14 protein-coding genes are annotated in these 13,798 nt (G+C 36.4%); 12 read left to right on the top strand and 2 right to left on the bottom strand.

Features of this window, described 5'->3' with window-relative positions; all coding sequences use genetic code 11:
• The first annotated feature begins 69 nt into the window (after nucleotides 1-69).
• From KBF89_00710 to KBF89_00675, 8 genes are all read left to right on the top strand, one after another.
• Complete coding sequence (locus KBF89_00710; protein MBP9114850.1) at nucleotides 70-252, top strand: helix-turn-helix domain-containing protein; 183 nt, start codon at nucleotides 70-72, stop codon at nucleotides 250-252.
• Between the two features lie 38 nt (nucleotides 253-290).
• Nucleotides 291-956, top strand: a complete 666-nt coding sequence (locus KBF89_00705; GenBank protein ID MBP9114849.1) for a hypothetical protein — start codon at nucleotides 291-293, stop codon at nucleotides 954-956.
• Complete coding sequence (locus KBF89_00700; GenBank protein ID MBP9114848.1) at nucleotides 931-1,425, top strand: hypothetical protein; 495 nt, start codon at nucleotides 931-933, stop codon at nucleotides 1,423-1,425. Before KBF89_00705 ends, KBF89_00700 begins: the two co-directional genes overlap by 26 nt.
• A gap of 71 nt (nucleotides 1,426-1,496) precedes the next feature.
• Nucleotides 1,497-3,239, top strand: a complete 1,743-nt coding sequence (locus tag KBF89_00695) for an HNH endonuclease (GenBank protein MBP9114847.1) — start codon at nucleotides 1,497-1,499, stop codon at nucleotides 3,237-3,239.
• A 48-nt stretch (nucleotides 3,240-3,287) separates the two neighbouring features.
• The gene (locus KBF89_00690; GenBank protein MBP9114846.1) at nucleotides 3,288-4,385 is read left to right on the top strand and encodes a DUF2971 domain-containing protein; all 1,098 of its coding nucleotides are present in this window, start codon (nucleotides 3,288-3,290) and stop codon (nucleotides 4,383-4,385) included.
• Between the two features lie 252 nt (nucleotides 4,386-4,637).
• Nucleotides 4,638-5,300: an arylsulfatase gene (locus tag KBF89_00685; protein ID MBP9114845.1), complete on the top strand. Its 663-nt coding sequence runs from the start codon at nucleotides 4,638-4,640 to the stop codon at nucleotides 5,298-5,300.
• Between the two features lie 427 nt (nucleotides 5,301-5,727).
• Complete coding sequence (locus KBF89_00680; protein MBP9114844.1) at nucleotides 5,728-6,735, top strand: glycosyltransferase family 4 protein; 1,008 nt, start codon at nucleotides 5,728-5,730, stop codon at nucleotides 6,733-6,735.
• 67 nt (nucleotides 6,736-6,802) lie between these two features.
• Nucleotides 6,803-8,449: an alpha-amylase gene (locus KBF89_00675; protein MBP9114843.1), complete on the top strand. Its 1,647-nt coding sequence runs from the start codon at nucleotides 6,803-6,805 to the stop codon at nucleotides 8,447-8,449.
• Between the two features lie 46 nt (nucleotides 8,450-8,495).
• Here the strand turns inward: KBF89_00675 and KBF89_00670 are convergent, their stop codons facing one another.
• Nucleotides 8,496-8,966 (bottom strand): hypothetical protein, encoded by a 471-nt coding sequence (locus tag KBF89_00670; GenBank protein ID MBP9114842.1) that lies wholly within the window; start codon nucleotides 8,964-8,966, stop codon nucleotides 8,496-8,498.
• A 20-nt stretch (nucleotides 8,967-8,986) separates the two neighbouring features.
• Here KBF89_00670 and KBF89_00665 point away from each other — a divergent pair, with 20 nt between their 5' ends.
• Complete coding sequence (locus tag KBF89_00665) at nucleotides 8,987-9,775, top strand: hypothetical protein (protein ID MBP9114841.1); 789 nt, start codon at nucleotides 8,987-8,989, stop codon at nucleotides 9,773-9,775.
• Nucleotides 9,776-9,821: 46 nt separating this feature from the next.
• Here the strand turns inward: KBF89_00665 and lysS are convergent, their stop codons facing one another.
• On the bottom strand, nucleotides 9,822-11,366 hold the full coding sequence (gene lysS / locus KBF89_00660) for a lysine--tRNA ligase (protein MBP9114840.1): 1,545 nt from the start codon (nucleotides 11,364-11,366) through the stop codon (nucleotides 9,822-9,824).
• A 107-nt stretch (nucleotides 11,367-11,473) separates the two neighbouring features.
• Between lysS and KBF89_00655 the strand changes: the two genes are divergently transcribed.
• From KBF89_00655 to msrB, 3 genes are read left to right on the top strand one after another with little or no spacing between them, the layout of a single operon-like run.
• Nucleotides 11,474-12,925 (top strand): glycine hydroxymethyltransferase, encoded by a 1,452-nt coding sequence (locus tag KBF89_00655; protein ID MBP9114839.1) that lies wholly within the window; start codon nucleotides 11,474-11,476, stop codon nucleotides 12,923-12,925.
• Nucleotides 12,926-12,955: 30 nt separating this feature from the next.
• A complete protein-coding gene (locus KBF89_00650) occupies nucleotides 12,956-13,318 on the top strand; it encodes a cytidine deaminase (protein MBP9114838.1) in 363 nt (120 codons plus the stop codon).
• Between the two features lie 59 nt (nucleotides 13,319-13,377).
• On the top strand, nucleotides 13,378-13,779 hold the full coding sequence (gene msrB / locus KBF89_00645; protein MBP9114837.1) for a peptide-methionine (R)-S-oxide reductase MsrB: 402 nt from the start codon (nucleotides 13,378-13,380) through the stop codon (nucleotides 13,777-13,779).
• The last annotated feature ends 19 nt before the right edge of the window (nucleotides 13,780-13,798 follow it).

Genomic DNA, 13,798 nt, shown 5'->3' with positions numbered 1-13,798 from the left:
CTACCTCCTATCTAATGAGCCTAGATGATATGCTAACTCATAGCAAGCTATAACGCGGAAGGAATAATTATGTTAAATGATAAACAGGTATACACAGTCGACGAGGTTGCCGTAATACTCGGCGTTAGTCGAAATACTGCCTATGAAGGTATTAAGACCAATTCAATACCTCACCTCAAATTGGGTCGAAGAATAGTTGTTCCGGCAATAGCATTGAACGCTCTTCTTTCGGGTACAACCGATCAAGTTTAAGAATCTTGATTACATGGCATAACTCGTAGACATTTGTTATGAACTATAAAGAACATGCTTTGATTATTTATCCGCAAGCCGGAGAGGCGATTACAGCGATTAGGAGACCAATACGTGAACGAATTACACCACGCAGTTACGAATCTGATCTGGCAAAAGAAAAAAGATCACGAGCAACTACTACAATTCGACGATATATTAAAGCTAATTGGATGCCACTATTGGTTACGAACACATTCGAAGTAGATGTGAGTTTTGAGGAAGGTATAAAAATGTCAAACTACTGGATTCGCAAACTCCGAAAACATGTCTTCATAGATTCCTTTCCATACGTAAAAGTTCTAGAAGGCATACCTGACGACGAGCGACTCCATATACATGCAGTATTACCGCTAGCTCCTTATTATCAAATTGCAAGTACCTGGAACAAAGGTTTTGTCGATATACATCGCTTTCCAAGAACAAGTTCTGAGTTTATTTCTAAATATCTAACTAAAACATTCTCTGATAATTTAATGCAAGGTAAGAGAGGCTTCACGACTGGTATAGGTTTTAAACCAATACGACAAATTATGGAAGTTGATAATCAAGATCCAGTTTCGATACTTAAATGTGACTTAGGTTTAAACAACATTGTATGCATTCAGGATGATTATGGATTTGTGGGGGGAGGCCGTTTTGAGTTCGAACCAAGAATCAGATGAAGTAAATCCGAAACAATCCGAATTTTCGCCGTATAAACCGAACGAGTACAGACTGTATATGGTCTGGAAAGCACTTCCAATTAATGCGATAAATTGCGAGCGAATCGCTGAAGAGATGACAATAGATCAGTGCGAGGTAGAGCAACTCATTGGAATTAAAACTCAAAGTGATTTTGCTAAACGCTTCGGATTACATCAAAGTACGTTAACTGAATGGAACAATCAACCAATTCCTTCAGAATATGCACACCTTGATTGGAGAACATGGGCCAAAACTCTGACGAAGGATGTAGTATTCGCACTCTATGAAGGAATAATGGATTACGGTGATCCGGCTCGTGTTCGGTTATGGTTTCAATTTATTGATCCTGACTCTGCTAAACCTAATCAGACGAGTACAGATGAAAATGAAGGGAAGTATCTGTCAATAGCTGATCTAATGCTAGCTGCTTCAAAATATACAGATTAAATAATAAGAACAGTCAGAATTGAAGGATGGTCACAGGGTAAAAGTGGTCTAGTTTGAGGTATAATTAACACGTGTCAACCAGTAATAACCAGTCTAATGATCGGCCAAAAGAATCAACGATTAGTCTTCTGTATGGTCAAGCCTACAAATGTGCATTCCCGGGATGCGATAAGCCATTAATTAAAGTTGTAGACGATGTCCGCATCCGCAATAGTGTCGTTGCACATATTCATGCAAAAAGCCAAGGTGGTCCTCGTTGGATCGAAATGCCCCCAGAAGAAAATAGAGGGTTTGACAACCTCATACTTCTTTGTGACGAACATCATTCTGAAATCGATAACAAAGCATTAGAAAAAAAGTATCCTGCTGAGCTGCTAAGACAATGGAAAGAAAACCAGTTGAAGAATTATGTAGATGCACATTTACATTGGGAACTGACCGATCAAGAAGTAAAAGAAGTCCTTGAAGTTTCTTTTCCTTATTCAACTGAAACAACAGAACAAACTTTACTAAGTGTGACTCGTAACGTGGTTAAATTAGTTGAATCATCGATCTCAAGATTAAATAATCTCAAAGGGTTAATTGTCGAGTGGGAAGCTATGGTAGCCAAAGCCAATTATGGTTTTTCAAGTTATGATCCTGACACTGGAAAGCGTTATTACGCTGAGCCTTCTTACAATGATGCAGAAGCTCATCGAAGACTAACTGCGACTCAACTGGATGAAGTTAAAAGGGATCTTGAAGGACTTGTCACAGATTTACTGGCTGATATTGCAGCACTGAAGATTGTCCGCCAAGACCTACGACAAATATGTGAACTGCTTGAAAATTGTATACGTGCTCTCATGACAGCAATCAATGATCGGCCAAAAAAGCCGCCATTTTTTGATCCTGATGAATTTGAAATAGCTATTGAAAATATTCAAAGAAGTTATAACCTTCTCGAACGTGGTTGGTTGTTTGAGGATGCTACAGGTTTATTAGAACCTGAACTGCCTGAACCTCCTCCTGAACCTTCAGAAGAAGATAAACAGTTGAGAGAATGGTGGCAGAAACGAAATGAGAGATTAGATAAAGCTAGAAGATATGTCCGCGGTGAAAAACTTCCATACCATCGTGCAACAATTCTCGAACTTATTGAAGACGCCAAAGAATTGGTTTACTTGCCTAAGGTCGTAAGCTATCTCGGTAATGATTTCTCAGCTACATTAGGAATTGCTTCGTATGTGACTAGGAATGCAACTGATGAGGAAATTTTAGCGTTAGCTGATGAGATACAAGGTACTAAACCAGAAGTTGTTGAGGCAACATTCATATTGAGAGTATGCCGATTTATGGAAGAAAACGAACGATTGAATCTTGTTGATCAATTGCGTACCCAATATCAGGAAGTTGCCACTTCTGGCAACTGGAAGACAATGGAGTGGTGGGATGAAAACGGATTTCAAATCGATAACTTGATTCAGATTTATCAAAAAGCAACTTCGCCGGAAAAAACTAAACAATTACTTGATAGCGTACTTGCTGAAAATGAAGAACTTTACCCAATGTTACTGCGCAATTTAGCTCCTTGGGTCGAATCTCGAAGCACAACCTACGGTGGTGAAGATATTTTCAGACAAGAATATAGAACGCGTATGGAGATTCCTAATTGGTATCCAATTGAGAAAGTTATCGAAATTGCTCACGAAAAATATCCTGATATTGAGCCACAGACTAGACCGTCATCGGATAAATATGAAGACAAGATTAGTGAACTGACATCTCAAATACTTGCAGCATCTGAGATGATTTATGATGATGAGGTCGACTAATGTCACCGATTAAGAACTCTCCAAATATGATTGATATTAAGAAGTTATATGACTCAGTATCATCTGCGTTTTGAGGAAGAGAAATCTTTACCAAATTCTCATGGAGTAAAACTACTTCAAAATTATTTAGAGCGTGTTGCGTTATTAGAATCAGAAGATGATTCAGGAAACCTAACTTCAGTCCCGCTCGAACAAAAGCGATCTAAATTGTTAGCCGCGCATTCAATACTAGATAATGCAGATATAAATTTGGGCAAGCGAGATCGTGAGTTAGATTATGCGAAAATCGTTGGTATTTTTAATGTACCTTTTCCTGATGAGTACCTTTATAATTATTTAGATATTGGTGGAATCAGAGGAATACTTGAAGAAAAAACTTGGCGAATAACTCCATTCTGGAAAAAAAATGACCCACAAGAATCAATGATGGTTGCTAATTATGATTTAAGGATCATAAATAAAAGTTCTGAAGTAGACGAAAAAGAGATCCTCGAATCTCCAAATAATATTCGAACCGATCTTGATTCTCGAATAAATGAATTTAGAAGGAATCTAAAGTTCGCTTCGTTTGTTCGTGATCGAATACCTGAATCATGCCGAAACGAGTTTATAATCGAATCAGCTCGAACATACGCCGAGGACATTCGGTCTCACAGAGGTTTTACCCGGCCAAGGATGTGGGGACAGTATGCAAATGCATGCCAAGGTGCATGTTTGGTTTTTAAAAAATCAACTTTGACTTCAATGTTTGAAACGTTTTGCTCCCCAAATATTGAACTTATTCCAAAACCAATCACGTACTACCCAAGAAATCAAACATTGAATTTAGGTACGCTTAATTACAGTTTTTCGAAAAAGGAAGTTAGTACTGACGCTTTGATGAATTCGTTTGGCGAATCCTTCTTCAAAAAACACGATGATTGGAAAGATGAAGTTGAATTTCGATATTTATTGAATGACGAAACAAGTGAAAATATAGATGTACCACTAGATAACCTTTCATTTGAAGGTCTTATTCTCGGACCGTGTTACAAAGATGAAAATGACGGGCTAATTCAGAGATTTATTTCAGAATTCGAAATACAGGATTCTGTTTACAAACTTAATTGGGAACGTGGTTATCCGGACATCACTACATTCAAATAATATCTACCCTTTTTCTACCGGAATATAAATAACAGGACTAAACTGTTTGCTACTAAATAACACAAAGTCTAAGATAATTATTACTAAATAGGATCAAATCGGTTTAGATCAAACTGTCTAAAATCAAGTTAGTAATAGTTCAAGTCCCCCCTTCGACACCATTATTTGATAGGTTTCAACCGCATTGAAGGTAGGAATTGTGTTGAAATTTAAGTGTAAAAAATAGAGTAGAACAAATAGTAGGATTATGATATGTCTTCTATATTAAAAAGTATTGTTGTATTCCATCCATCCCCATATATGGTTGAAACGCTAGATAACTTGCTACTGGAACTACTGCCAAAGAACGTGAAATCAGAAAATTTAATTATTCCTGATTTGTTAGATCGTGCAATAGCTGGGATTACAGATGAATTGAGAGAAGAAGTTCGCTCTGCGTTTAGTAAAATTGATAATGCAGATTCTGTTATTTTATGTAGCTGTTCAACCTATGGTGGGTTAGCGGAAGAAATAGGAAAAGAATTGAATATAAAAGCTATTCGTATCGATCGTCCGATGGCGGAATTTGCAGTTCAGATTGGAAAGCGAATCGGAATAGTGGCAGCAGCTTCGAGCACGTTAGTACCAACACGAGAATTGTTATTACAAGTGGCAAATGACATGAATAAATCAATTGATCTTAAAGAATTCGTTGCAGAGACAGCTTGGGAAAAGAAACAAGCTGGAGACAATGTGGGATATCTAGATGAAGTTGTTAAAACAATCAGAGAAATTGCAAGTGAAGTAGATGTCATTTTGCTTGCTCAAGGGACAATGGCCAAAGCTGCTGATTTATGTGCGGATCTTGATATTCCCGTATTAGCCAGTCCTGTTTTAGGGGTAAAGAGAGCTGTAAAGTTAGCATTATTGTGCTGAACCTTGTTATATATTTTATGTAGAGTAATATTTCGAATAAAAAATATCAAACGAACTTTATTGTCATGCATTTTCGTAATTCAAGTTAGTCAAGAGTTGAACCACTATTAACTCTTTGAAGAATATTATAAATTTCAAGGATAGATTAATAAACGATCCTAAATCTACTAAGCCTTAAATCTTTCCTCTAACGACTTATTCTCGACTTCTTCTGCTAGACATTCAATTCTATTATGCTTGATTTTCTTTTGAAGTTCTGTTAATTGTTAATTAAAGCAATTTACAATTTACCGACAACGGCTTTAAGGCCAGTATTTTTATCTTATTTGTCCATTATTTTGATAAAATTTATGACAAAATCATGGATTTATGCAAATGTGATATGATAATTAGTCAAGCTAACAAGCTAAGAAAGTACTGTGAAGCAATGATTTCATTCATATGGACGGATCAAAATCCCATGTATTCGGGTCGTGGTGGTACTGAGAATTTTACTGCTGGCCAAATTCGAGAACTTACGATTATGGGTATTGACGCTCGGGTAATAACAGTCGGGCAACATTTAGAAAATAGCAGCTCACAATTTACTGACATCAGCTTTTGGAATGTTCCAACTATAAATGATCTTGAAAAATTAGACGATACGATCATATTCGTTAATGTACCATTTCCAATTGAAACTAAAAATAGATCCTTCTGCATATTTCATTGTCCACCTCGATTACCAATTCACTTGCGTGCTGAATACAAGGCAGCAATGGAAAACAAAACGGCAATTGTTGCAAGTAAATATATGCAAAATCTTTGGTCAAACTATCTTGGATTACCAAAAGATTCAATACATGTAGCTTATCCCTTTGCAGATCCACATTTTGCTAAAGCAACTAGAACAACAACTGAGACTGATATAACAACTGTGCTTTTTGCAGGTAGATTAGTAATTGAAAAAGGTATATACCTGTATCTAGAATCCATGCATCATGATGTATTGGAATCTGGATATATATTTAGTGCTACTACTGCAGGAAATCAGACTTTTGACGGTAAAAAAATTGAAGAAAGCTTGAAAAACGATTCAAAAATAAATCTAATAAATGCAAAACACAATCCAAGAGAAATGGCCGAATTATTAGCTGAAAATCGTATTCTTGTAATGCCATCAAATAGTTTCTTTTGGCATGAGGGCTTTGGAATGCTTTCTGTAGAAGCACAACATGCTGGATGTGAAGTCATAGCAAGTAATGACGGTGGTCTTCCTGAGACTGATTGTGGCGGATTAACGCTTTTTGAACCTGGAAATTCAAGAGATTTGGCGGAGACAATCCATAGAGTAGCGCAAGGTAATCAAATAACTGCAGAACAGCAAGCGGCTCGAAGTCAATTCTTTACAAGAAACCAATCAGCAAAAAACCTTTTGAAAATTTTGGATCAATAATATTTTTAAACTTATATAATTTATAACGTCTGCTTCATCAATTGATATATTATGATAGGCTTAAAAAGTGGCAAATATTCCTGAGCATTGGTTCCAAAACTCAGTTTTATATCAAATTTATCCCCGAAGTTTTGCCGATTCAAATGGTGATGGTATTGGCGACCTCAAAGGTATCATTAACAAACTTGATTATTTAAATGGAAAAAAAGATTCACTAGGTGTAACTTCGATTTGGATCTCACCTTTTTACCCTTCACCCATGGCCGATTTTGGTTACGATGTATCAGATTATTGTGATATCGATCCAATATTTGGAGATTTAGCTGATTTCAAAAATCTACTTGAGCAAGCACACCAAAGAGGCATACGAGTTTTAATAGATCTTGTGCCAAACCATTCGTCGGATGAGCATATTTGGTTTAAAGAATCTCGAAGTTCGAAAACTAATCCATATAGAGATTGGTACACTTGGAGAGACCCTAAACCAGATGGATCTCCACCAAATAATTGGCTTAGTCATTTCGGTGGATCAGCTTGGGCTTATGATGAATCATCGCAACAATATTATCTACATAGTTTTCTTGAAAAACAACCAGATTTAAATTGGGATAACCCCAATGTTAGAGAAGCAATGCATAATGTAATGCGATTTTGGCTCGACATGGGTGTCGATGGTTTTAGAGCTGATTGGGTTGCAGCAATTTCAAAAGATCCTGAACTTCGTGACGAATTACCGAATCCGAAATATAATCCTGACATTGATGGTCCTCATTCAAGTTTGACAAATGCTCGTTGTCAAGATGGTCCTAATTTATATAACTACTTAAATGGTATGTCAGAAATACTTGCGACGTATTCTGACAAGTTCATGGTTACAGAAGCTTATCCTGAGAAAATCAAAAAACCAGGACCTTATATGAAATTTTATGAGAAAATAAACCCAGTCGTTTGTGCACCATTAAATTTTGCAATGATATATATGGAATTTAAAGCTAAAAAAATTAGAAAATTTGTTGATCACTATCAAAGGTCTTTAAAGCCAGGTTATGTTCCAATTTATTCAACAGGAAATCACGATCAATCTAGAATCGCAACACGGTATGGTTATGCCGGTGCAAGAATAATCTCAATGATGACATTGACTCTTCCAGGAGTACCTTTAATGTATTACGGTGATGAGATTGGAATGAAAGATGTTAATATACCTTTAAATGCTATACAAGACCCATTCGAGTTACGAGTACCTGGTGAAGGAAATGGACGAGATCCTTACCGCACACCTATGCAGTGGGATAATACTGAAGGCGCAGGATTTTCACTAGGTCAACCTTGGCTTCCTTTGTCAACTGATGCCGAAACGATTAATGTAAAAATTCAAAATAATATGCCTGGGTCAAGTTTGACGTTTTTCCGTGAGATGATTGCTGCTAGAAAAACACTCGAGCCATTGAGAACTGGAGGTTATCATTCATTTGATACTCATCCAAAAGTTTTCTCTTTTGTAAGAGAAGCTGACGAAAATGATAATGATTGTGTAGTTGTACTGAGCTTTTCTAATAAAAAAGTAAAAATTGATTCACCTGAAGTAAATGGTGCATTAATATTATCAACACATGAGCGTGATCGGTCAGTCGCTATTTCTCAAAAAATAGAATTAATGCCTTTTGAAGGGCTACTTATAGAGCGAAAATTAGTTGAAAGTTTAAAGTTTTAAGCTTTTTATAATTGTGTAGCTGATCCTGATTATAGTGTTGAATGAATTAATCGTCTTCAAAAGAGTCATGTAAAACTTGTTCCGTAATTTTCTTCGCTTCTTTGCGTTTTTTTCTAACATCATTTAAAACCAATAATATAGAAATTGTAAAAGTAATAGTCAGATAAACGCCTAAGATAACAAAAGTACCACTTGGGATATGATTACCAGCAGTAATGATATATATTTCTGGTGCAAAAAATAACAAGCCCGTGAGTACAGAGAATATTGTTGCTTTTTTACGATTACCATCGACCAACGCCAATACCAACCTTAATGATGCCATTGAAAAGAATACAGATATGAATAGTTCAAATCCAAAATAGTAATGACCATTAATTCCATATTTTGAAAAAGTTTTAGAAACAATTAATGCTCTAATACCGTCATAAACAAGTGTTCCGGCAAACCAAAATTTAGATAGATGTTTCCGTTTTGCAGGTGTTAAATAATTCTGTAGACGGAGACGATGGTTCACTATCAACTATTATAGATGCAATGGCTGAACACACTGAGATACCTGCAACAAATAAATCAGAATTATGTAAAGCAGAAAAGAATTTTCTTGCACGCAAATTGTATGCTTCCTGGCTAGTTCATATTTTTACAACGACTGGCGTATTATGTGCACTATATGGAATTGTAGATATATTTAATGACCGTCCTGCACGTGCTCTTATATGGCTTGTAATAGCACAAATAATAGATGGTCTTGATGGCCCAATGGCTCGATCTGTTGATGTCAAAAAATTCGTTCCAGTAATAGATGGTAATGTTTTAGATTTGGTTATCGATTATATGACATGTGTAGTAGTTCCAGTTTTGTTTATATTACATTTCGCTATGTTCCCACGTGGTTTCGAATTAATTATGACGAGCTTAATAATGATTTCATCAGTGCTGTGGTTTTCGCGTAAAGACATTGAAACTAACGATATGTGGTTTCGTGGATTTCCAGCAGGTTGGAATATGGTAGTTACGGCACTCTGGCTATGTGATTTTGGCCATTTAGTAAACATGATCACATCAATAGTATTCATTATTTTGACTATGACACCGTCTGTTAAATTCTTTCATATACTTGGTTCGCTACAATTACGCAAAACAACGATTTCTATTACGAGCATTATGATTATAGTAATGGTATTAATGATATTTTTGGATGGGGAGCACCACAATGGTTATGGCAAATTAGTCATTGTTGCCTGGTTAGCATATTATTTTGCAACTTCAATCTGGAGATCATTACAAGGTGATGAACTCACCGACATTCATGTACATTCTTGAATTGTGCTAATTAACTAGAACTAAAAGGTGTATCTACCTTATGGCTCTAGTTTTCAGGACGCAAAGTCGGGAATAGAATTACATCTCGTATTGTAGAGGTCTCTGCCAACAACATTACAAGACGGTCTATACCAATTCCTAAGCCACCAGTTGGAGGCAATCCATATTCTAGAGCACGTAGATATTCTTCATCTACAACACTGGCTTCTTCGTCTCCAGCTTCTTTAGACTTTTGACCAGCTTCGAAACGTGCTCGTTGATCTATAGGATCGTTAAGCTCACTAAAAGCATTAGCAAGCTCACGTTTAGCGATAACCAGTTCAAAACGTTCAGTTAAATGTGGGTCATCACGATGCACTTTTGACAAAGGAGATATTTCTACAGGATGTTCTGTGACAAATGTAGGTTCAGTTAAGTTACGTTCACAAACCTCATCGTATATTTCACCAATTATTTTTCCAACACCCCAATAAATTTTAGGATCAACGCCATTTGCTTTAGCAATATCTCGTGCTTTATTAATATCCATCGAAGGATGCATTTTCTCGCCAATAGTTTTTTCAACTAAATCAATCATACTTATGCGAGCAAAAGATGGTTTTAAAGAAATCATTTCTGGCTCATCTTCTGTACCAATATTAACTTCATATCGTCCTATTGAATCCATGGCAGCATTCGATACTAACTGTTCAGTTAATTCCATCATGCGCTCATAATCAGCCATAGCTTCATAACTTTCCATCATGGTAAATTCAGGATTATGACGAGTCGAAAGGCCTTCATTACGAAAAACTCTTCCAATCTCAAATACACGGTCGTATCCGCCAACGATCAAACGTTTTAGATGAAGCTCAAGTGCAATCCTTAAATTTAATTTTAAATCCAAAGTATTATGATGAGTTAAAAACGGTCGAGCAGCAGCACCACCAGGAGTTACATGTAGGACTGGGCCCTCTACTTCAACATAGTTCTGATCAGCAAATGTTTTACGGATAGAAGCAATAACTTTATGGCGAATATCAAATCTTTTCCTAGAGTCTTCATTCATAATAAGATCTAATTCGCGTTGTCGATATATTTGTTCGATATCAGTCATGCCTTTAAATTTGTCTGGTAAAGGTCGAAGATTTTTCGATAATAAATCAAATGATTCAGCTTTAACAGATAGTTCAGCTTTTTTCGTCATTATTACTTCGCCTGTAACACTTATCCAGTCTCCAAGATCTAGATCAACAAATTCAGCGAAAGAATCGTCACCCAAATCTCCCTTTGAAACAAAAAGTTGAATTTCACCACTGCCATCTCGTAATGTAGCAAAAGTCAATTTACCCATATCGCGTTTTAACATAATACGCCCAGCAACAGAAACGATTTTGTCAGTATGTTCGCCGGCTTCTAACTTGCCATCAAATTGAGAATGTAAATCATTAGCCATATCGCTACGTTTACCATTAGAAGGGTAAGGGTTTCGACCACTTTCACGCAACTTAACTACTTTTTCTAACCTTAACTCTCGTATCTGGGTATCGGAGGATGTAGAAACCTGATCTGCACCATCGATTGAAGAATCGTTATTTTTGTTGTTTTCCATCTGAATATATTACTTCGGTAAGCTAGAATAATCCTTACAATATCAAGCATTTACTAAAAGGGGAGACTTTAGTGTCATATCTAGAAAAATATCTTCAATCAAAATCTATTCCTAAAGAAACAATAGATTCTTTAAACAAAGAAACATTATCTTTTACTTCCGCACTCGATGTAATAGCGCAAACTTCTCCTGAGATTTCTGAAACCATAGTACAAGAACTCAGAGATCAAAGAAAATCATTAAAACTTATTGCTTCAGAGAATTATTGTGAAGTCGAAACACTACTTACAATGGGAAATTGGATGACTGATAAATACGCAGAGGGCTCAATAGGTCACCGTTTTTATGCAGGTTGTCAAAATGTTGATAATGCAGAAAGAATTGCTAGCGAAAAAGCCTGTGAGCTTTTTGGTGCTGAAAATGCTTATGTTCAACCACATTCAGGCATAGATGCGAACTTAGTTGCATACTGGGCAATCCTCGCCGCAAAAGTCGAGGCACCAGCTTTGCTCAAAGGCGGGTATAAAAATGTTAACGAGATGAGTGATTCTGATTGGAATGAATTACGTCATAGTTTTGGTAATCAAAAACTTATGGGACTTGGTTTAGAATCTGGTGGACATCTTACACATGGTTTTCGTCCAAATATTTCTGGAAAAATGTTCGATCAATATTCATATAATGTAGATCCAGAAACTGGAATGTTAGATTATGACCAAATTCGTAAACAAGCACACAAGGTAAAGCCATTAATTCTTGTAGCAGGATATAGTGCTTATCCTCGTGCTATAAATTTTAAAATCATGAAGGAAATTGCTGACGAAGTTGGAGCAGTATTCATGGTAGACATGGCTCATTTTGCGGGCCTAGTTGCGGGTAAAGTTTTCACAGGAGAATCTAATCCCGTTGCTTATGCTGATGTTGTTACCACAACTACTCATAAGACTCTGCGGGGTCCTCGTGGAGGTATGGTTCTTTGTAAAGATTGGATGAATGACTTTGTGCTTCGTGGATGTCCATTAATCTTAGGTGGACCAATTCCGAACATGATGGCAGCAAAGGCCGTAGCTTTTATTAAGGCATTAGAACCAGAATTCCAAGAATATTCAAATCAAGTAGTTGTCAATGCGAAAGCATTGGCTGAAGAATTAATGCGTTGTGGAGCGAAACTGACTTCTAATGGTACTGATAACCATCTTATGGTTCTTGATTGTAATTCTTATGGCCTTACAGGTCGTCAAGCTGACGAGGCATTACAAGAGTCAGGTATAGTAACTAATCGTAATACTATACCTAATGATCCTAATGGAGCTTGGTACACCTCTGGCGTGCGTATAGGAACTCCAGCTTTAACAACACGAGGTATGAAGGAAGATGATTTCCGTGAAATTGCTCGTATGATTGATGAAGTTCTTAAAGCAACTAAGCCAATAGTTAAAGATGGCAAGAAATCATTAGCTAAATATGAGCTCGATAAAGATTTTGCTGAGAAAATGCGAACCCAAATCAGCGATCTTTTATCTAGATTCCCTCTTTATCCAAGCATTGAAATTGCTTAACGCTTAAAAATGGTTGGTATAGAAACTTTAATAGAAGCTGCTCAATCTGTAATTGATAAATTTGGTGATGGTCAAAACCACACCGTAGCTGCAGCAATTCTAAATGGTGATGGCAGAATAGTTACTGGTTTAAATCTCGCCCATTTCACAGGAGGCCCAGATGCTGAGATTTCAGCATTGGCAAATTTATCTGCATCAGAGAACATTGATCCTATGCTAATTGTTGCAGTAGGAGATAGAGGTAGAGGTATACTCTCTCCATGTGGGAAATGCCGTCAAATATTATTTGATTATTATCCTGATATAAACGTGGTTGTTGCTGAGAAATCTAAGCCAATAATTAAATCCATAGTTGAACTACTTCCAAATATATTTGATTATAACGCTCAATAATTAGTCCAATGTAAGAACCAGTTTCGTATTTAAATAGATCATTCTTTTAGGAGTTGAAAATGGAAAATGTATTTAAAGATATGTCTGAAAAAGACTGGCGAGAGAATCTAACTGATGAACAATTTCGTTCTTTACGTGAGAAAGGTACAGAAAGGAGATTTACTGGCGAATATGTAGATAAGTTTGACGATGGCATATATTATTGTGCTGGATGTCATTCAAAGTTATTTAACTCAGAAAATAAGTTTAAATCAGGTTGTGGTTGGCCAAGCTTTGATGAACCAATTAGTGATGATGCAATTATTGAAACACAAGACCATAGTTTTGGTATGTTACGTACTGAAATAAGCTGTGCTAATTGTGGTGGTCACATTGGTCATGTTTTTCCAGATGGTCCCCGTGATAGTACTGGTCTACGATATTGTACTAATAGTATTTCTCTCAAATTCGATACTGAGTAATAACATTTGAGAAAATGGT

The organism is Acidimicrobiia bacterium, assembly GCA_018057765.1.
GTDB lineage: Bacteria > Actinomycetota > Acidimicrobiia > IMCC26256 > JAGPDB01 > JAGPDB01.
This window is presented reverse-complemented; position numbering and strand designations above follow the sequence as displayed.